Origin of the sequence: Alteromonas sp. ALT199, from assembly GCF_018619335.1 — a bacterium.
GTDB lineage: Bacteria > Pseudomonadota > Gammaproteobacteria > Enterobacterales > Alteromonadaceae > Alteromonas.
In genome coordinates this window covers 911-20,933 of record NZ_JAHHDX010000147.1, presented here as the reverse complement: position 1 = coordinate 20,933, position 20,023 = coordinate 911, and the positions used below count along the sequence as shown (strand labels likewise).

At 43.6% G+C, this 20,023-nt stretch carries 19 protein-coding genes; 8 read left to right on the top strand and 11 right to left on the bottom strand.

Annotated features, from left to right (window positions below; genetic code table 11):
* Positions 1-2: 2 nt before the first annotated feature.
* The 3 genes from KL866_RS16180 to KL866_RS16170 form a co-directional block, all read right to left on the bottom strand.
* Entirely contained in the window at positions 3-614 is a 612-nt protein-coding gene (locus KL866_RS16180; protein ID WP_214995996.1) for a membrane integrity-associated transporter subunit PqiC, read from the bottom strand.
* Between the two features lie 232 nt (positions 615-846).
* Positions 847-2,499: an intermembrane transport protein PqiB gene (pqiB, locus tag KL866_RS16175; protein WP_025254653.1), complete on the bottom strand. Its 1,653-nt coding sequence runs from the start codon at positions 2,497-2,499 to the stop codon at positions 847-849.
* Positions 2,496-3,638 carry a paraquat-inducible protein A gene (locus KL866_RS16170; RefSeq protein WP_214995994.1) on the bottom strand — a complete coding sequence of 381 codons (1,143 nt, stop codon included), beginning with the start codon at positions 3,636-3,638 and terminating at the stop codon, positions 2,496-2,498. The genes pqiB and KL866_RS16170 overlap by 4 nt, the downstream gene beginning before the upstream one ends.
* A 163-nt stretch (positions 3,639-3,801) precedes the next feature.
* Between KL866_RS16170 and KL866_RS16165 the strand changes: the two genes are divergently transcribed.
* On the top strand, positions 3,802-4,818 hold the full coding sequence (locus KL866_RS16165) for a hypothetical protein (protein ID WP_251140111.1): 1,017 nt from the start codon (positions 3,802-3,804) through the stop codon (positions 4,816-4,818).
* 110 nt (positions 4,819-4,928) lie between these two features.
* Here the strand turns inward: KL866_RS16165 and KL866_RS16160 are convergent, their stop codons facing one another.
* Positions 4,929-5,606: a fibrobacter succinogenes major paralogous domain-containing protein gene (locus KL866_RS16160; protein ID WP_214995991.1), complete on the bottom strand. Its 678-nt coding sequence runs from the start codon at positions 5,604-5,606 to the stop codon at positions 4,929-4,931.
* 56 nt (positions 5,607-5,662) lie between these two features.
* On the bottom strand, positions 5,663-6,613 hold the full coding sequence (locus tag KL866_RS16155) for an SDR family oxidoreductase (protein WP_214995989.1): 951 nt from the start codon (positions 6,611-6,613) through the stop codon (positions 5,663-5,665).
* A gap of 229 nt (positions 6,614-6,842) precedes the next feature.
* Here KL866_RS16155 and KL866_RS16150 point away from each other — a divergent pair, with 229 nt between their 5' ends.
* Positions 6,843-7,742 carry an AraC family transcriptional regulator gene (locus KL866_RS16150; RefSeq protein WP_214995987.1) on the top strand — a complete coding sequence of 300 codons (900 nt, stop codon included), beginning with the start codon at positions 6,843-6,845 and terminating at the stop codon, positions 7,740-7,742.
* A gap of 144 nt (positions 7,743-7,886) precedes the next feature.
* On the opposite strand, the gene asnS is transcribed toward KL866_RS16150, so the two are convergent.
* Positions 7,887-9,284, bottom strand: a complete 1,398-nt coding sequence (gene asnS, locus KL866_RS16145; RefSeq protein WP_214995984.1) for an asparagine--tRNA ligase — start codon at positions 9,282-9,284, stop codon at positions 7,887-7,889.
* A gap of 392 nt (positions 9,285-9,676) precedes the next feature.
* Between asnS and KL866_RS16140 the strand changes: the two genes are divergently transcribed.
* Positions 9,677-10,117 carry a hypothetical protein gene (locus tag KL866_RS16140; RefSeq protein WP_409173992.1) on the top strand — a complete coding sequence of 147 codons (441 nt, stop codon included), beginning with the start codon at positions 9,677-9,679 and terminating at the stop codon, positions 10,115-10,117.
* A 123-nt stretch (positions 10,118-10,240) separates the two neighbouring features.
* Here the strand turns inward: KL866_RS16140 and KL866_RS16135 are convergent, their stop codons facing one another.
* On the bottom strand, positions 10,241-11,209 hold the full coding sequence (locus tag KL866_RS16135) for a calcium/sodium antiporter (RefSeq protein WP_214995980.1): 969 nt from the start codon (positions 11,207-11,209) through the stop codon (positions 10,241-10,243).
* Positions 11,210-11,459: 250 nt separating this feature from the next.
* Here KL866_RS16135 and KL866_RS16130 point away from each other — a divergent pair, with 250 nt between their 5' ends.
* Positions 11,460-12,947, top strand: coding sequence for a RimK family protein (locus KL866_RS16130; protein ID WP_214995978.1), 1,488 nt, complete (start codon positions 11,460-11,462; stop codon positions 12,945-12,947).
* Positions 12,944-14,218, top strand: a complete 1,275-nt coding sequence (locus KL866_RS16125) for a GNAT family N-acetyltransferase/peptidase C39 family protein (RefSeq protein ID WP_214995976.1) — start codon at positions 12,944-12,946, stop codon at positions 14,216-14,218. Before KL866_RS16130 ends, KL866_RS16125 begins: the two co-directional genes overlap by 4 nt.
* A 46-nt stretch (positions 14,219-14,264) precedes the next feature.
* Here the strand turns inward: KL866_RS16125 and KL866_RS16120 are convergent, their stop codons facing one another.
* From KL866_RS16120 to bioA, 4 genes are all read right to left on the bottom strand, one after another.
* Entirely contained in the window at positions 14,265-14,546 is a 282-nt protein-coding gene (locus KL866_RS16120; RefSeq protein WP_214995974.1) for a hypothetical protein, read from the bottom strand.
* A gap of 159 nt (positions 14,547-14,705) precedes the next feature.
* Entirely contained in the window at positions 14,706-14,921 is a 216-nt protein-coding gene (locus KL866_RS16115) for a hypothetical protein (protein WP_214995972.1), read from the bottom strand.
* Positions 14,922-14,965: 44 nt separating this feature from the next.
* Complete coding sequence (locus KL866_RS16110) at positions 14,966-15,487, bottom strand: DUF2937 family protein (protein WP_214995969.1); 522 nt, start codon at positions 15,485-15,487, stop codon at positions 14,966-14,968.
* 166 nt (positions 15,488-15,653) lie between these two features.
* A complete protein-coding gene (gene bioA, locus KL866_RS16105; RefSeq protein ID WP_214995967.1) occupies positions 15,654-16,919 on the bottom strand; it encodes an adenosylmethionine--8-amino-7-oxononanoate transaminase in 1,266 nt (421 codons plus the stop codon).
* Between the two features lie 98 nt (positions 16,920-17,017).
* Between bioA and bioB the strand changes: the two genes are divergently transcribed.
* From bioB to KL866_RS16090, 3 genes are all read left to right on the top strand, one after another.
* Positions 17,018-18,139, top strand: coding sequence for a biotin synthase BioB (gene bioB / locus KL866_RS16100; RefSeq protein WP_214995965.1), 1,122 nt, complete (start codon positions 17,018-17,020; stop codon positions 18,137-18,139).
* Complete coding sequence (locus KL866_RS16095) at positions 18,139-19,512, top strand: 8-amino-7-oxononanoate synthase (RefSeq protein ID WP_214995963.1); 1,374 nt, start codon at positions 18,139-18,141, stop codon at positions 19,510-19,512. The genes bioB and KL866_RS16095 overlap by 1 nt, the downstream gene beginning before the upstream one ends.
* Before the next feature lie 56 nt (positions 19,513-19,568).
* Positions 19,569-20,023, top strand: a 455-nt coding sequence (locus tag KL866_RS16090; protein WP_214995961.1) for a methyltransferase domain-containing protein, incomplete at its 3' end; no start/stop codon positions are given.

Sequence of the window (20,023 nt, the reverse complement as noted above, 5' to 3'; positions counted from 1 at the left end):
AATTAACCAGCGTTAGCGGTCGCTTTAGTTATCTTTAACGATAACTGCTCAATAGTGTCTCGCATTGCTTTAATGCTTGATGAGAAGCCATCGTTGGCTAAAGGTGATTTGAATAAGAATGGGTGAGACTTCACTTCACCAGTTGTCTGTTTAATAACAAACTGCCCCGTTAACAATACTTCACCTTGATAGGTGCTAACAAAGTCGCTAATGTGCAAGGACATGTGAATAGTTGCCTGATTTGGGAAGTGACTAGTAGTGTTCAAAGAAACGCGCTTTTTAGCTAACGCTTTGGTCAGCAACTTTGTTATTCCCTCATCTACAGGTTCAGCCCATAAGTGACTGGTAGAGATGTGAAGATTAGTGTCACTTGTTTGATACACTAGTCCTCTGTGTTTTAAATACTCTGGCAATGTTAAATTATCTAAAACGATAGTCTGTTTGAAATCGTAGCTTGGTAAGGATGTAACTTCCGTTGAATGAAGAAGGTAATAGGTCAACGCGTTTGGGGCACTACTACATGCAGACAAAAAATGGATTAATACAGCTAAAGTGCTGACATAGAGCGCTTTTCTTCCGTTATAAGAAAAAAAAGTTTTAACCTGCATTATCATATAATTTAATCCTTTCATCCCTGTCTATGGATGGTCCGCCTTAGGTCTTTAGAGATTTCTAAACATTCTCACAAATTTTAAATATAGCGTATATGCACAATTAGTCGCAGTAAGCTGTTGGTATTTCATTTACAGACTTACTTACCATTCATGCTCTTTATTCATTATCTGTACCAGTGTGAGCATTTTTTAAACAGCGCTGTTTTTATTTATAATTCTCTAATCGTCGACGCTAATTTTTCGCTTTGGGCTGAATATCTGCCTCGTCATCTTTAGAGAATATCAAACTGTTTGGAGACTGATTAAGTTTCAACAGTAATGGCTGAATGTTTCGCATGGTTTCTTGTAGGGCATCAACGGTTTCTTTAATTTCAGATTGATTAAAGCCACCCTCACTATAATTTTTCAGTAAACCATCAAGACTAACTAGTACTTGATTAAGATTACTGTTGAGCGCTTTGGCATCAACCTCAGCAATGAGTAAGTCAAAGTCGCTACTTGCCGTTTCCACAGACTCGGCGGCTAAACGCATATCTTCAACAGCCAGCTGTACATTCTCTACCATTTCTTTAAGAGGTAACTGGTTAATTTTATCCAGTATCGCATCAGCTTTTTGCGTTAACTGGGTAAACTCGTTACTTACGGTAGGAATTACTTCATAACCGTTAATGACAGCGATTTCATTATTTCTGTCAGCATCGGGGACGTGTTGCAAATCAACATATAAACCACCTGTTAAGATGTTCCCCATGCGAAGCGATGCACGAAGATCTCTTTCAAGCCAATTTCTAATGGTTTGTTTTATCGCGCTAAGACCTTCTTTGGTATCAGGCTGTCTAGCTTTACCGGGATAAATATTGATAAGTACGGGTATAGGGTAGTCGCGTTCTAAGATGTTTCCTTCAACAGCAGGGAAGGAGTTGATTGCAGTGACATTTCCTATTTCAATGCCACGGTATTCAACGGGAGCGCCCACGGTGAGCCCGCGAACACTTTCATCAATAAGCAGTAAATACTCTGCCGCCACTTTGTAACGGGCATCAGAGGCTGATGTACTATCGCCATAAATAGTGAAAAAGGCGTTATCTAATACTTGTTCACCCTTTGGTACGCCTTCAGGAATACCAAAGGTAATGCCATTGGCTAATAAGGTTTCTAAACTTCCTGTTTCTACACTGACCCCATTTGATTCAAGTAGAAGCTTTACGCCGCTAACGTCCCAAAATCGGGTCGTGTTAGTAATTAGCTTGTGGTAGGGCGCCTCAATAAAGGCATCGTAATACACAACGCGTTCTTCAATATTGAAAGTGGCATCTTCAAACTCACCCACTTTGAAGCCTTTATAAATAATTGGGTCGCCTGGTTTGTAGGCAAATTCATCGTCGCTTTTCAGCATAACGTGAAGTCCTGGGGTGCCTGGCGGCGTTACAGGAGGGCGTTCAAGCGCGGTGAAATCAAGCTGTTCCTTTCCTTGGTCATTTGCTGACATGGCAATATAGCTTCCTGAAAGCAAGGTATTAAGGCCAGATACTTCAGAAAAACTAATACGAGGAGCAACAACCCAGAATTTTGCATTTTCATTAAGCAGGTGAGCTGCGCTTGCATCAATTCTTGCCGTAACAAGTACGCCGTTCAAATCAGGTTTTAGTGTTATCTTTTTGACCTGACCAATATCTAAATCACGCACCTTGATAGGAGTTTTATTAATTTCAATACCCGTTGCCGACTGTAGTTCAATCGTTATAAGCGGGCCTTGATTTTTCCATTGGTAATAGACCATCCAGCCACCAATAACAATCACAAGTATTGGAATTATCCAAATGCGAGAAACTGATGAGGTGGGTTTAACCTTTGCCTCGTTAACATTGGGATCGTTTGTGGTCATGGTAATTGCTTCCACTGCTGCCAAATTAGCCTAGAATCAAACGTCATCGCGGCTATCATTGTTACAAATACTACGGCACAAAAGGCAAGTGCCGCTTGGCCAGGAAAAATAGACATGGTGTTACCCATTTGAATAAGAGACACCAATACTGCTACCACAAAAACGTCTATCATCGACCAGCGACCTATCGCTTCTGTGATGCGGTAGTAACGTATACGTAATTGTTTTGAAGTAGTTTTCTCTCGCTGTACAGAAAAATTGAGCCAAGCAAGAATAATGATTTTTGCAACAGGCACCACCACGCTAGCAACTAAAATGATTATCGCAACCGGGTACGAGCCAGACTCCCAAAGCGAAATTACACCGCCAATTATGGTATTAGGCGTTTCTTGGCCGAAAAATTCAGTATACATAATTGGTAGTACATTAGCAGGAATATACAAAATACAGGCGGTTAGCAGTAACGCCCACGTACGTTGAATGCTCGCTTGTGCTTGCGCTTCGCAAAGCGGTTTTGGTTGAGGGGGTTGGCCTTGAGACATCCACATGGCATACCGAGTGGGATCGAACTGAGATATACACAGCGCAGTAAAGGCTGAGAAGCCAACGAATGCATAAAAAGACAGACCTATAGAAACATCGGCCAGTTCGGTAATTTTAATAAGACTAACTAACGTGCCTACAAGGAAAATTTCAGCCATGCTCCACGGCAATAGCGCTTTTACAAGCTTGTAAAGCCGAGGCAAGTAGAAGGGGCGACGGCCTTGCAATTGTGCTAACGATAAAATTAACATACCTGCTAACACCATACCAGGTAGTAAAAGGGTTGCTAAGCTGGTTATTATCGCTAAGGACAAATAGTCATGCTCAATAAGTACAGTTATGCCAGTAGGAAGGTCGATACTGTGCTTTTGTCCGCTTGCTTTAAATGTCAAAAAATTAAAAGGTAGCGAGAGCAATAGAAAAATAAGGGCGCTGAAAGTTAAGGCGAGCAGCTTTTCGCTTGCGCCTTCTCGATAGGATACTAACGTATGGCTGCAAACCGGGCACACTGCCCTTTGTCTGTGTGCTAGCACGGGTATGTGAACCTTAGTATGGCATTGCTCACAAACTATAGATAACGTATTAGATTCAGCCATAAGGTTTTAGTGCGCCACTTTTTATACACTGGATGTATGATAGAGAGTAGCCTAATGAGATAACTCGTTGTTTTTTTGAATTCAACAGAATAGCGTATTGCGGCCACATCGGGAAGTAAAGTCATTCGTGTTCAGAAACATAACAACAATAATTGACGATTAAATGATGGAAACAACAAACGAAATTCGTGGTACCTACAGAAAAGTTAAAAAACAAGGAAATCGCTTATTGCTAAAAAGGCGCATTGGCTTTTTGCGCTTTTGGGGAAGTATCACTTTTGCTCAGCGTTGCTACTTTCTGGCAACTGCAATGCTTTTATTACAGCTTTTTTTTGATGTTAAAAGTGGCTTGTTTGAAACGATCATGTTTGGCTTTGCCCTTAGCGGTATTGTAAGTGAAACTTGGCCAAGGTTTATGGCGCTATGGAATAGTTTACCGGGTAAAGCGGTAATTCTGTTTGTCTATGCCGTTATCGCCAATTTTGCTCTCGCTTCTGCTAGCGGGTTAGTAAACAACATAACCGGTGTTTCCGCAGGTGCGCTGCCCTACAGCCACAACTTCGCACTAATTCTGATGGTGCCCGGTTGGTTTTTTGTCACCACGTTAATGGCCCTAGTAAGTGGGATGCTAGTTATCTTCGTTTATCTGTTTTTTCTACTGCTACTCAAACCTTTCGGTGTGCAAAGGCTATGGCATAAACCTGGATATCGCTATGTACTCTCTACCGCTGTGGCGCGATTTGTTTGGACGCTAGGCGTAGCGCTTCAACTTAGTGTTTTAGCAGGGCAAGTAGGGCTACTTTCTGAGTTTGGTGGTGACAACACTAGTCAGTTAATCACAATCGAAAACGAGACCGAAAAGTCGCTCGAAGATAGTGATGCAACACTTACTGAGCTGCAAACCGAAGATACTTCTGAGTTAGAAGAAGATATCACCGCGCTTCTCACCGATGCAAAACAAAAAAGTATGCGCTATAAAAAAACGCAGCGCCAAGCGTTAGCCAGTTTTATTTATGAGTTTGAGGCCGATTCTCGTTCACGATGTGCTCACCCTGAAGGCACCCGTGTCATCGAGCTTAATGATTACGAGATATTACACATAGCGCAAGCACCTGAAGATGAAATTGGCTATACGTATACAGTAGAGCCTTGTCGTTCAGCCGCTATTGGGCTCGATTGAAGCGGCCCGATTTTTTCGTTCATAGTTTGAGGTCCATCGCAGATTTAGATCAAATGTACGCATGGCTATACCTTGAAAACGCTTTTAAAGTATCTGCCATGCGTATAAAGCTACTTGGCATCTCGAACACACCTAACGCTAAACATATAGTCTTTGTTTAGCTTAGCTCTTCTAATTTCGCCTTTATGTGAGTTCCACCACGAATAGGCGAGGGTGCGGGCGTACGCTTCTTTATCAGTGGCGCTAGTACTTGTCCAAAACTCGGTGTACATACCTTGCGTGATATACCAGTTGCCTATTTTTACACCTGCTGGTGTTGCGCCAAATTGAAATTGATTAACTTTAGCCTGATCAAACTTTTTAAATAGGGTATCGGGCTGTTCGGCTTTTAGAGTAATAGCAATGTCGTTGTTTCCGCGCCAGCCCTCTTTCGAAAGCTCGCTTTCTGTTATACCAATAGCGCGTTCCATACTTTGCCAATCTTCATCGGTGGCTATACGCCATCCACTAGGACACAGCTTTCGCTGATCATTTACGTCTTGCCAATGATAAAGCCTTCCATATTTAAGTAGGTTTTTTTCGTCATCTTTTGGAACAAACCCTGAAGCAACAGGGCTTCCATCTTGAAATTGGGTAGCTCGTAGGTTCTCTGCAAACCATTCGAGCTTACCTATTTTAACGGTTTCATAGCGATTACCTTCTAAATCTTGAAAAGTACTCACAGTGTTTGCAAATTTTCTGCTTGTACTATTAATGGAAGCAGTTTCTGCAGGCGTAGATGTAGTCATAAAAAATCCTAAGAATAAGGCAGCACTTATCATATTGTGAAAACTCAATTTAGCAGCTAGAACGACCAAGAAAACTCTGTTGCTTCTTCTGACACGGCCCAAAGCTTTGTTAGCACTTTTTTGTCTACGACAAAATCCTCTAATTTACACTCTCCAACGGGACCGCCAAAATTCATTAGACCCGTTGGACCATAATAGGCACGCTGTTTAATGTTATCTTCGGTGGCACACATAACTTCAGGATAGGCACCTTTCTCTGCAGATTGAGCCAAGCCTATTTTCACCATAAAAGACCAGGAAATGCGGGTTAGGAAACTAGCGCTTTCTCGTATAAGAGTAGTGTTCGAAGCTCCGGGGTGACATACAAACACCTTCACTTGCTTGTTATGTGCTTTTACTTTGTCTTGTAGTTCGTACGCAAACATCATTTGCGCCAATTTACTTTGGCTGTATACCTTATTAGGGTTGTAATTTTTGTCCCAATTCATGTCGTCAAACTGCATGGTTCTTAAGCCCATTTTATGCCCTTCACTGGCAACGACTACAATGCGTCCTTCAGATTCATTTATTCGGTCAAAAAGAAGACCGCACAATAAAAAGTGCCCGTAATGGTTAACGCCTAACTGGCTTTCAAAGCCATCTTCAGTGAATTGTTGCGTTGATATTTGCGCTATAGCTGCATTACAAATTAGCGCATCAATAACTGGAACTTGAGCTAGGATTTCTTTAGCTGATTGTCTCACAGCATTAAGGCTGCTTAGGTCAAGGCGTATATAGCTGATTTTTGCATCGTCGCCAAACTCTTGTTTTAGCGTAGCGATAGCGTCATGGGATTTACTTGGGCTTCGGTTCAACATGACTACTTTCGCCCCCTTTGAAAGCAAAATACGTGTTGCTTCATAACCTGCGCCCGTATTAGCGCCTGTTATTAAAAATGTCTTACCTTTTGCGTTTTTAATTCGAGCGGGCGTCCACCCGTCTTTTCCAAACTGATTGTTCTTTGCCATTTGCCTAGCACCTTCTGTCACTAAAATCTGTATATTTGTAATATAATGACTATTGGTTTGCTTAAGTAGGCGAAAAGCTCTTAAAAATTTGCCTATTAGTATCACTTCGTTGTTTTGGGTGAAGTTTGCTGCTAAATTCCAACAAAACAAAACAAAACAAAACAAAACAAAACAAAGCAAAGCAAAGCACACAACGTAAACAAATGATGAGGTAGTGGTTTAAAACGCTATGAGCAAAGCATTAATAAAGCAGTTAATTGAAGGGAAAGTGGAAAGCAGCGGCTTATACGAAACTGGGATCGACGGTGTTCAACTTTTTAAAATAACACAGCCCATTGAATGTGCGCCTGTGGTATACGAACCATCGCTAACTGCTATTGTTCACGGTGGAAAAGAAGCCATTTTGAATGGGGAAAAGCATACGTTTGATAGTAGCAAGTATACCTGCTGCACTATGTCTATGCCTGTAGAAGCGGGCATTCCTGACGCTTCTGCGGATAGCCCTCTAATGGGTGTATATATTTCATTAAATAGCAGAATGATGACAGATTTAGCTATTGAGTTTGAAAGTGTAGGCGGTAATTTCAGTCAATCGTCAGCCTCGTCTGCGCCCTCTGGTATTGCTTCTGCAGTTTGGGATGCTGATTTCACCGACGCCTTATACCGCTTACTTCTCCTTACCGATAATGCTACCGACATTGCCATGTTAGCGAGCGCACGCTTACGCGAGTTGTATTACTCGGTATTAAAAGGGGAAGCTGGTAGCACGGTAAGAGGTAGTTTTGGGATAGGTAATGCCATAGGACGCGCTATTGAGTACTTGGCCTCCCATGTAAATGAAAATGTCACTATTGACGACATAGCAAGTAAAGTTGGAATGAGTAAGGCTGTATTTCATCGTAAGTTTAAACAAGCTACCAATATGTCGCCTATTCAGTTTGTTAAGTCGATGAGATTAAACAACGCAGCGAAATGTATAGCTAACGGCACAAACGTGAGCGTTGCAGCGATGGATGTCGGCTATGTAAGCTCATCGCAATTTAGCCGCGATTTTAAGCGAATGTATGGCTTATCGCCAAAGCAATGGGAAAAAGAAAATAAAGCTAAGGCCGCGACTATGTTGCAGTAGCTGTGGTCATTGTGGCCGCTGTGGTGAATGTAAGGGAAGTAGGGCTCGAGACTAAACTTCGTAACTAAGCTTCACGCGTAGTTAAAAAAGAAGCCCGCGACAGTAAAACTGTAGCGGGCTTTTTCAAATATAGCGAACGAATGCTTAGAAGCTAGCGTTGCCTGGAGTACGTGGGAATGGGATGACGTCACGTACGTTTTGCATGCCAGTTACGTATGCAACTAGACGTTCGAAACCTAGACCGAAACCTGAGTGAGGTACAGTGCCGTAGCGGCGTAGGTCGCGATACCACGCGTAGTCTTCTTTCGATAGGCCCATTTCGTCAAGGCGTGCATCGAAAACATCTAAACGTTCTTCACGCTGTGAACCACCGATGATTTCACCGATACCTGGCGCTAGCACGTCCATTGCTGCAACGGTTTTGCCGTCGTCGTTAATGCGCATGTAGAAGGCTTTAATATCTTTCGGGTAGTTCTGCATGATGATTGGTGCGCCAACATGCTCTTCGGCAAGGTAACGCTCATGCTCAGACGATAAATCAATACCCCATTCAACAGGGAACTCGAATTTCTTGCCACAGTTTTGAAGAATTTCAATAGCGTCAGTGTAATCCATGCGAACGAAGTCAGAGCTAACTAGCTTTTCTAAACGCTCAACCGCATCTTTCTTGATGCGCTGGGCGAAGAAAGCCATATCATCAGGTAATTCTTCTAGCACCGCTTTACACACATACTTCAGCATGTCTTCAGCAAGCTGAGCTACATCTTTAAGTTCAGCAAAAGCAACTTCAGGCTCAATCATCCAGAACTCGGCAAGGTGGCGAGACGTATTTGAGTTTTCAGCGCGGAACGTAGGTCCAAAGGTGTATACCTTAGACATAGCCGTACAGTAGGTTTCAACGTTAAGCTGGCCCGATACTGTTAGGTAAGTTTCTTTACCGAAGAAATCTTCTGAGTAATCAACATTGCCTTTATCGTCTAGTGGAAGGTTCATCATATCAAGGGTTGATACGCGGAACATTTCACCAGCACCTTCTGTATCGCTAGCCGTAAGAATTGGGGTAGAGATCCAATAGTAGCCCTTTTCGTGGAAGAAGCGATGGATAGCCTGAGACAAACAGTTACGCACACGGGTAACCGCACCAATAACATTAGTACGCGGGCGCAGGTGTGCGTATTCGCGTAGGTATTCTATGCTGTGGCGCTTTGCCGCCATTGGGTAGGTATCAGGGTTTTCAACCAGACCTATAATTTCTACTTCGGTAGCATCAATTTCTAGTGATTGCCCTTGGCCTTGCGATTCTTTCACTGTACCGGTTACCGACAATGAACAACCAGCAGTAAGGCGCTGGATATCGGCGTAATTTGACAGAGAATTTAGCGCAATAATTTGTACAGGATCGAAGCAACTACCATCGTGTAGTGCAATAAATGATAACCCCGCTTTAGAGTCGCGGCGTGTTCTTACCCAACCCTTAACGGTTACCGATTCGCCAACGGCGTACTTACCTTTAAGCACGTCAACTACGGGCGCATGCGTCATGTTAATTTCTCCGTCTTACTGATCTTATGTTGTTGCTCGAATATCATCGAGCGTATCAACGCAGTGCATTAAACTATGTATGAAAAAGTGCACTAAAATTTGCTGTATGGTCAATGTTTTGGATTGTTGTGCCGATATATCTTTAATGTCGGTGAAATGCATTTTGAAGTTAACGTTAACTTTTTTATGTCATTTATGTATCGCGAATTATAGGAATAAGTATAAATAACGAGATACACCGAACGAAATTCGTTTAGGCGATGTAAAAATAATCAATGAAATACAATCCAATAGCACGCTAGTATACCCAACATAAAGCGGGATGCCAGAGAACAGAGTGACAAATGGGAAATAAAAATGATTCAGGCACGTCGGAACATAACCAGCAGCAAATGCAGGGAGAACCGCAAAGTGCGTCACAATCTTCTGCAAAGGGCGATATTGACAGGCGTTCTATGACCTATGAACAATTAGCTGAACGGCGTTCTACCCCGCGCTCAAAAACACCGTTTTATAAAGTAATGCTTGGCCTCAATGTCTTCGGTTGGGTAGGGATGGTGGTGGTGCTTGTATTGTTTCACTACGCCAGGCCCGACTTCATCAGTGGCGTTCAGCAGTATTGGGGAATAGAAGGGGACTCGTCCTGGTCAGAAAGTCACTTGTCTGCCATGACCATTATGCTGCAGGTTTGCTTAATAGTAAGCCTTGTTAGTATTGTCATGCGGGCAAGACGTAACCGTAGACGCACAGACTCTTTCGGCGTAAACCTTATTATTTTGTTTGCTATTGCGGCAATTAGTTTAATTACCCTTGCCACTACGTTGGGGTTATAGCGCCGTTAATGAACGAAAGTAAAGGCGAGAAAATCAAAAAAGCTTGGCGCTTTACTTCAGTAGAGCAGCCAGGCTTTTTGTTGTAAGTTATATATTCTTATTCACATTATACAATTCTGCGGCTTATATAAACGCTGCCTGAACTAACCAATAGGTATAGGCAACGTAGGCAAGTACAAATGCGCCACCTTCAAAGCGATTTAGACGACCTTGTCGTTTTATACCAATACAGAAGATAAAGAGTGCGACGGTAGAGGCAAACATAACCATAGCATCGCGGTATAGGAACTCTGCCCCTACTGTCATAGGTTGTATAGTCCCAGCAATACCCACAACAGTTAGGGTATTAAACATATTAGAACCAATAACATTACCAATAGCTAAATCATGCTCGCCTTTTTTAACCGCCATTAATGACGACGCTAACTCAGGTAGTGATGTACCAATTGCTATAACGGTAAGGCCGATAATCGTATCGCTTACACCGAAAAAGGTAGCGTATTCTACCGCGCCCCAAACCAGCATGCGAGAGCTCGCAACAAGTAATAACAAGCCCGCGATTAACCACATTACGTGGGTTTTAACCGTACCCTCGTTACTGTTGATTTCCTCATCGTATTCATCGGCAAGGGCGTCTTTATCGCCTTTCATACCGTGGTAAACGCTCCAAGAAAGCAATAATACAAAAAGACCTAGTAAAGAAAATGCATCATCTTTAGAAACCGTTAAGTCCCATACCTGCCACACAGCAAAAAAGGTGATACCTAGTAATACGGGCAATTCTTTTTTGATAATTTCCGATCTAACTGCAATAGGGCTAATGACGGCGGTCAAGCCTAGAATTAACAAAATGTTGGCGATATTCGAGCCGTAGGCGTTACCTAAAGCAATGCCCGAATTACCCTGAAACGCGGCGAAGATGGAAACGATGATTTCAGGAGCCGACGTACCAAACCCAATAATAAGCATGCCTATTAGGAGGGGGGAAACACCAAAACTATTAGCGACTGATGCGGCTCCACCTACAAATTTTCCTGCACTCCAAAGTAGTACTGGTAACCCGATTAAAATAGCCACACTGGCTAGTAACATACTTACTCCTCAAACCATTTGTGTCGTTCCGCCTATCTCTATTTATAGACAAAATTAATAAACAAAAGCTGTTTCAATGTAATTAATTGTACATCAGTTTTTATTGTCATTTCGATGAAAAAAAGGCGTGCAGATAGTGCTATGCAAAATGAAAGTAAGGCGTAAACTTCGCGCTTAAATAACTGTGTACGCTATTCGAACAGCGCAGTTTAGTTGTTAACAATCTTACCATTTTTTAGAAGCGACATTAATGCACAAAACTTTGATTGTTACTGATGATGTTACCCCTTTTTGTAACTCTTCATTAACCGTACTAACTTTTCAAGAATATCTTGCAGAGTTCCCTAAGTTAAACGAACCCAAAACCCGGGTTATCAATATTTGCGATACCACGCGATATTTGAGTGAAGGCTATTACTGTTCGCTATTGGCCCAGGCTCGTAATCATTCTGTATTACCATCAGTAAATACAATTAATGACTTACGTATGGCTGAAGAGAAAAGTATCGATCGCATCGCTTTTTCTTTGCCGGTATCTCAAGATAATACTGAAATTGCTAATGAGCCTTTATTAGTACTTTTCGGTGAGGTGAAAGATCAGCGCTTTAAACGCTTAGCCCGTCAAGCATTTGAAAAGTATTCGTATCCAGTATTGGTGTTAAGCCTCGTGGTTACCGACAGCAGTGTCTTGCCCAAAACTTCGGGTAAAGTACAAATTGAAGGCTTTGCCACTTTGCAGGCGAGAGCGTTTAAAGATTTAGATGCTGCGCAGCAATCTCGCTTTATCGAGCAGCTTGAAAAGCACACAAAAATACAGTGGAAAGCCAGTAAAACGAGCAAGCGTACACGTTGGGATATGGCTATTTTGGTCAATCCAGAAGAAAGTACGCCTCCTAGTGATGAGCGGGCTATCAAAAACTTTGTGAAAGCGGCTGAAAAAGTAGGTTTTCGTGCTGATGTTGTAAGCCGCTTGTCGGCAGAAGAGCTAGGTCACTATGATGCACTGTTTATTCGTGAAACTACTGCAATTGACCATCACACCTATCGTTTAGCCCGTGCCGCCGAGCGCGAGGGTATTGTGGTAATGGATGACACGCAGTCAATTTTGCGCTGTTGTAACAAGGTGTACTTACAAGATGCATTTGCATACCAAAAAGTACCTGCGCCAAAAGCGACCTTTGTATCAAGCGCCACCGATGAAGTATGCGATACGCTCATTGCCGACTTTGGTTTACCCTTGGTGTTAAAGCTGCCAGAAAGCTCGTTTTCGCGCGGTGTGCATAAAGCTGAAAATAAAGAGGCGTTAAAAACGCGCTTAGAACAAATGCTGACTGAATCGGCGCTTGTGCTAGTTCAAGAATACATTTTTACTGAATTTGATTGGCGAATTGGAGTTTTAGGTGGCAAACCTATCTATGCTTGCCAGTATTTTATGGTGCGCAACCATTGGCAAATTTATAACCATCAAGGAGATCGATTCTCTTCGGGGGGATTTACCACAATGCCCACGTTTGAAGTACCTAAGCCAGTATTACAAGCTGCTATTAAGGCCGCAAAGGCAGTGGGTAATGGTCTGTACGGCGTAGATATTAAGCAAACCGGCAATGCGGTTTATGTTATTGAAGTGAACGACAACCCAAGCATTGACTCGGGCGTTGAAGATAAATATCTAGGCAAAGAGCTGTACGAATTAATTATGCAGGAATTTGCTGACAGGTTGGAGCAAAGAGGGCGATGATTACATCGGCTGAGCGAGTAACTGAAGTGAATAGTGCAAGTCCACTGAAAAGCGAAAATAGCGTAAATGACTTAACAGATGGCGCGTCGATTACTGAGCCGACAAAAGATGTTGTTGCGCCTTCAACGCAGTGGAGTGTAGTGCTGCGTGAGGCGACATTACAGGATCTTGCGTCGCTGCAGCATATCGAGCAAACCTGTTTCACAACCGACAGGCTAAGCAAAAGCCGTTTCAAGTTTTACATTGATGCACAGCACGCAGAGCTTATTGTGGCCGAGCGCGTGCCGTCGAACTCAGGCTCGTACCTCGACAAAAATAAGCAGGGCGTAAATAGCATTGTAGGCTACGGACTGTTGCTGCTTCGGCGCGGAACACAGCTTACTCGACTGTATTCCATTGCGGTTCTGCCCGAGGCTCGAGGGCTTGGCGTTGCTGAAAAGATTATAAATAACTTGGGGGAGCGGGCGCTTTTGCTGGGAAAGCGATTTATGCGCCTTGAAGTAGCCGTCGGTAATGCTGGCGCCATTACTCTTTATAAAAAACTAGGTTTTAGTCAGTTCGGTATGTATACCGATTACTACGACGATCACACAGACGCATTGCGTATGCAGAAAGTATTGGTGCCAAGTAAGTCGGTAAAAGCAGAAGTTTATCCGTGGTATCAGCAGACAACAGATTTCACCTGCGGTCCGTCAGCATTAATGATGGCAATGTGTGCATTAAATAATCGCTATGAAATGACACAAGAAAAAGAGCTATCCTTGTGGCGTACCGCTACTACGATATTCATGATGTCAGGTCATGGAGGCTGTCACCCAGTGGGGTTAGCACTTGCTGCAGTAAGTGAAGGTTATGCGGCGAAAGTGATTATTAATCAAGACGTTCCGCTTTTTATTGACGGCGTCAGAGATATTATTAAGAAAGCGATAGTTGAAAATGTTGAATCTCAGTTTATGGAAGATGCACGCAAAAAAGGTATTTCCGTTGAGATTTCTGACTGGCGTACTGATGTAATCGACCAAACTTTAAAAACTGGTGGAGCAGTATTGTGCTTAATCAGTACATACGCATTTGATAAGAAAAAGGTGCCCCATTGGGTAGCGGTAACTAGCTGCGACCCTCACTGTTACTATCTGCACGATCCAGATGCGAGTGAAGGGCAGCCCGTTGAATATCAACACATTCCGGTTGCCCGCGAAGACTTTCTAAGGCTTGCCAGCTATGGCACGCGTAAAGTAAGAACATTGGTGCTCCTTAAAAAGAAAAAGTAACACAAGCATTTAACTAAGGCCTTAGGCATATGACATATGCCTAAGCTTAGTGATGCACCTGTGTAACATTAACTTTTTTATTCAATGTTTTAAGCTGCGTTACTAATTGAGACAGCTCTTTCACCGAACCTGAATAATCAATGTGCTTATTCATCTCTTGGCCTTTTACTGCACTCTTATAGAGCGCTTCACTTTCAAAACATGCAGTTTGCTTATTTAGGGTGTTCCATTCCGCTTCTAGGTCGCTTGGAATACAATGACGTTTTGCAACAATCTTGTCTTTTATTTGCAACACTTTCCCGATCAATAATTGAGCATCTGTAGGCATAATAGTATCTCCTTTTCAATTTAGTCTTGATAAGTCGCTGATAGTTAGTCGTTTATTTTTTACTATAAAACGATAAATCTATGGTTCGCGTCTCACTGTTGAATAAAGAGTTGCATTATTGATGCCACGTTCAATAAAAAGGTGTGGATAGTGATAGCTTCAAAGGGAATCTGGACGGCCCTGCTTATTCCGAATCTGTTCTAATCTCAAGCTGGTAGTATCTACATCGCCGCTAACCATAAACTCATCGAGAATTGGCTTTACAGCTGAAGCGAATGTTTCCTCTGCATCACGGTCAAAAAACTGTGAAAATCCATCGGCTTCAGAAAGCACAGAATAAGCTTCTTTAGTAAGTTTGTCCCAGTGCCTATTCAACTTTAGTCGCTGTACAAAAAGCGCAGTTCTAATTGGCTCGCTATTTATTTATAAGAATAGCGCTTGGGTTTGTCTTTGACTTTCTTAACCTGGCAATAGCAAAAGTGCGGTGTCCAAATTAATAAATTAAGCAAAATAGCGGTAACGAGGCTAAAAACAATTGACGAAGGGGTTAGCGGTACGGAAGGGCTGAAATTGTCGAGTACGCGATTTAGCGTTCCGTATTGAGTAGGCGAGGCCATAAACACCAGCTTTTCGAAGTAGTGGCCATGCTCAAGTTTTCTCATACCTTGCTCTAATGTGGTGATCTGTGCAAAGCGACTTGCTTTCATTGACGCATTTTCACGCACTACTGGCTCGCTATTTTGCTGCAAGCTGTCGAGCATGGCTTCCACAGAAGAAAAGCCATGCTGTTTAGCGAGTTCAGAAGAACTGGATACTTCATCCCTTAGTGCATCATAGTAACCGTTCAAATATTGGCGGTAGTGATCAGCTAAAATAGGTACCTGCAGTGTAATAATGAATAAAACTGCAAAGACCACTTTATCAAGAACACGCACTACCATTTAAAAACTCGCTATAAAATAATCAGTATTGTCGACTCTTTAGTGACCCGCATCTAAACGCTGACTTCTAACATTCGTTTATAGAAGCTTTTTAACGCTAGGGTCTCTCGACATTGAATTCATCTCATGTAACAAAAGTAAGTGCTTAGCGTAACAACCTCTCACGCTATTTCAAGGCTGTGTAAATCGCGTGGGTTAGCTTACTTAATTGCTCGGAAGATATGATATAGGGAGGCATAATGTATACCAGCTTACCAAAGGGCCTAATCCACACGCCTTTTTCGACGAAATGGCGCTGAATTTTGGCTACATCCACCGGATTTACTGTCTCAACCACCCCAATAGCGCCCAACACCCTAACATCAGCAACCCGGGGTAAGTCTGCACATTTTGCCAACTCGGTTTGTAATTGTTTCTCAATGGCGGGAATTTGCTGCTGCCAATGGTTCTCATTAATAAGTGACAAACTAGCGTTGGCCACTGCACAAGCTAATGGGTTACCCATATAAGTTGGGCCGTGCATAAAAACACCAGGTTCACCTTGGCAAACCCCTAAAGCGACATCTTCAGTACATAAAGTTGCGGCTAACGTCATATAGCCGCCGGTAATCGCTTTGCCTAAGCACATGATGTCAGGCGAAATACATGCGTGCTCACACGCAAACAGTTTACCTGTACGACCAAACCCAGTAGCAATCTCATCGCAAATCAAAAGTACATCATAGGTATCACACAGTTGGCGGCAGCGTTTTAAGTATTCAGGGTGATAAATACGCATACCACCTGCACCTTGAACAATAGGCTCTAAAATTAACGCAGCCATAGTGTGATGATGTTTTTCGAAAATTTCTTCTAGCGGAAGAATATCGTCTTCACTAAAGGTTTGACCAAAGCGAGTTTGAGGGGCCGGGGCGAAAATCTGCTTACTTAGTACACCCTCAAATAAACTGTGCATGCCGTTTACTGGGTCGCACACACTCATGGCGGCAAACGTATCGCCGTGGTAACCATTGCGGGGCGCGACAATACGTAATTTTTCAGTACGTCCTTGGCATGCCCAATACTGAATTGCCATTTTTATTGCCACTTCAACCGACACTGAACCTGAGTCGGCTAAAAATACCCGCTCTAAACCAGCTGGCACCATGCCAAGTAAAGACTTACACAAATCCACTGCGGGCTGGTGGGTAATACCGCCGAACATAACGTGCGAAAACGCGTCGATTTGTTTATGTGCAGCTTCGTTGAGTACGGGGTGGTTGTAGCCATGGATAGCGGCCCACCAGCTGGACATGCCGTCTACTAATACTTCGGAGCTTGCTAGGGTAAGCTCAGCGCCTTTTGCGCCAACTACTTCGTAACAGGGAAGGGGGTTAACCGCTGAGGTATACGGGTGCCAAATGTGCTGTTTATCAAATTCTATATTGTTCACAAATTAACCGTTAGTAAAGTTTTGAAAATGGTCAGAGTTGACAACTCGATATTGGGGCATAGACTAAGCCAGCAATAATAATTAGTAAAGGACAGTCAATGACACTGGCTACTGCGCCTTCTGCGCAAACGACAACTATTCGAAACGATTGGACCAAAGCTGAAGTCGAAGCTTTGTTCTCCATGCCATTTAACGATTTACTGTTTAATGCCCAAGTGGTGCATAGACAGCATTTTAATCCTAACGAAGTGCAGGTTAGCACGCTTTTGTCGATTAAAACCGGTGCATGTCCTGAAGACTGTAAGTACTGCCCACAAAGTGCCCGTTATGATACGGGGCTTGAAAAAGAGCGCCTATTGGAAATTGAAAAGGTCATCCAGCGAGCAAAAGAAGCAAAACAAGTTGGTTCTACCCGTTTTTGCATGGGTGCCGCGTGGCGTAATCCTCGCGACAGAGATATGCCCTATATTTTAAAAATGGTTGAAGAGGTGAAAAGCTTAGGGCTGGAAACCTGCATGACGCTGGGTATGCTAACCCGTGACCAAGCAGTCGCACTAAAACAAGCGGGTTTGGATTACTATAACCATAACTTAGACACCTCGCCGGAATACTACGGCGATATTATTACCACACGTACCTATCAAGACCGCTTAAATACGTTGGAAAATGTGCGGGCTGCGGGTATGAATGTTTGCTCGGGTGGCATTGTGGGCATGGGAGAAACGGTGAGCGACCGCGCCAGTATGCTGGTGCAGCTGGCTAACCTTCCCGAACAGCCGCAAAGTGTGCCTATTAATATGTTGGTAAAAGTTAAAGGTACGCCGCTAGATAGTGTAGAAGACCTAGACTATTTTGAGTTTATTCGCACCATTGCAGTCGCCCGCATCATGATGCCCAAGTCCCACGTGCGACTGTCGGCAGGGCGTGAGGCTATGAATGAGCAAATGCAGGCACTATGCTTTATGGCAGGAGCCAACTCAATATTCTATGGTTGCAAGCTGTTAACGACCTCTAATCCTGATACCCATGAAGATGTCATGCTGTTCAAAAAGCTTGGAATCAATACTGAGCGTACGCGAGATTACTCTGATGAAGCGCATCAACAGGTATTAGAAGAGGAGATTGCACAACAAGACCAGGCCGGCGACAGTAACGACTTGTTTATTGATGCAACCAAGCCTAAGGTAGCGGCAAAGAAACAGCAATTAACGGAGGCGTAATGGCCTTTAATTGGTTAGGCGATTCATTGAGCGCACGCGCTCAAGAAGGCTTGCTGCGCCAGCGTCACTGCCAGCAGTACGAAAAAGATAGCATTATTTGCATTAATGGTGAGCACTACCTTAATTTTTCGAGCAACGATTATTTGGGTATGCGACAGCATGAAGGCGTATTGCAAAGTTGGGTTGAAGGATTGGCGCAATTTGGTGGTGGCAGCGGCGCATCGCCCTTGGTGACGGGGCATACGCAGGCTCATTTAGCGCTTGAAGCTTATATTGCCGATGGTTTAAATCGTGAAGCTGCGCTGTTATTTAACTCTGGTTTTGCCGCCAATCAAGCCTTGTGTATGGCACTTTTTCCTCACATTTCTCACGCTGGCAGTAGTGGAGTGCCTGGGCACATTATTGCTGACAAGCTCATGCATGCGTCGTTTTTAGAAGGGGCGCAATGTGTATCCGAGCGCGCCAAATTTCGCCGCTTTAAGCATAACGATCTTAATCATTTAGAAAGTTTGCTTTCAGGTGTTTGCACTAACCCTGTTCTTGCTGCGGATGAGCATAGCGAAATGGATGTTGACGCTAATTTCAAATCAAGCCAGCAAGATATTCTTATTGCCAGCGAAGGCGTGTTTAGCATGGACGGTGATGTTGCGCCTTGCAAAGACATAGCCGATATCGCCGCGAAATATAATGCATGGTTTATGTTAGACGATGCACATGGCATGGGTGTTTTAGGCGACAATGGTTTTGGTACTGTAGAAGCACTTAACTTAAGCCAGCAACAGGTTCCGGTTGTTATGGGAACATTCGGCAAAGCGGTAGGCACGGCCGGTGCATTTATTGCTGGAAGCCAAACCCTAATTGATTATCTGGTGAATTTCTCTAAGCACTATGTGTATTCCACTGCCATGCCCCCAGCGCAAGTGGTGGCAACCTTGTACTCTCTCACTCATATTGCCAGCGATACCGCTCGTCGCGAGTTGCTTACCAACAATATTTCCTATTTCAGAGAGTCGTTCCACAAACGTTTTGGACAGACACTTAATGCTGACAAGGAAAACAAGCATTCAGACCATATCACCTTGGGAGCTATCACCTTAGGAACCTCACAAAGCGCTATTCAGCCGGTTATTGTCGGCTGCCCAGAACGTGCCGTTGCGTTAAGTGAAGGTTTAAAACAACGGGGTATTTGGGCAACGGCTATCCGGCAGCCTACCGTACCAAAAAGACAAGACAGGCTGCGTATAACCTTAACCGCAAATCATTCGACTCAAGATATCGATGTGTTAATTGATGCGCTTGAATTGTCGCTCAATGGTTTGAACGAGCTATCGCGCGGTGGGTTAAGTGAGCCTTCTGCGAAAAGAGAGGCATAAAGTACGATGAATGCCGTAACCGCCCTAAGTTCCTCAAACCAGAAAGAGATGTAAAAATGTCGGCAAGCCCAGCTGCGAAGTCAGCGTCATTGACAGAGCTCTTGAAACCTTTTGAAAGCAAGACGGCAAGTGATACAGCAAAAGTGCTTCCTGATAATGAAGACGCTTTCGTAGCAGAGTTTTGTAATTCCACTGTTGCCGAATCAGCCGAGGGTACCGGCGAAGCTAAAAAAGCGATTTCCGCACAAGCAATCACTGAGCAGAGCATCGCACACCGTTTCTCAAAAGCGGCAGTAAAGTACGACAGTATTGCGTGTATTCAGCGTGATATTGCCGAGCAGGGGTTAGCAAACTTGCCAAAGGATTTGCAGGGCGAGGCTCTCGATATAGGCTGTGGAACCGGTATTCACACACATGCGATTTCAAAAAAAGGTGCTGCCGTGACTGGGGTAGACATAGCTGAGGGTATGTTGGCGCAGGCACGAAAAAAGTACTCTGACCCCATTTTTGG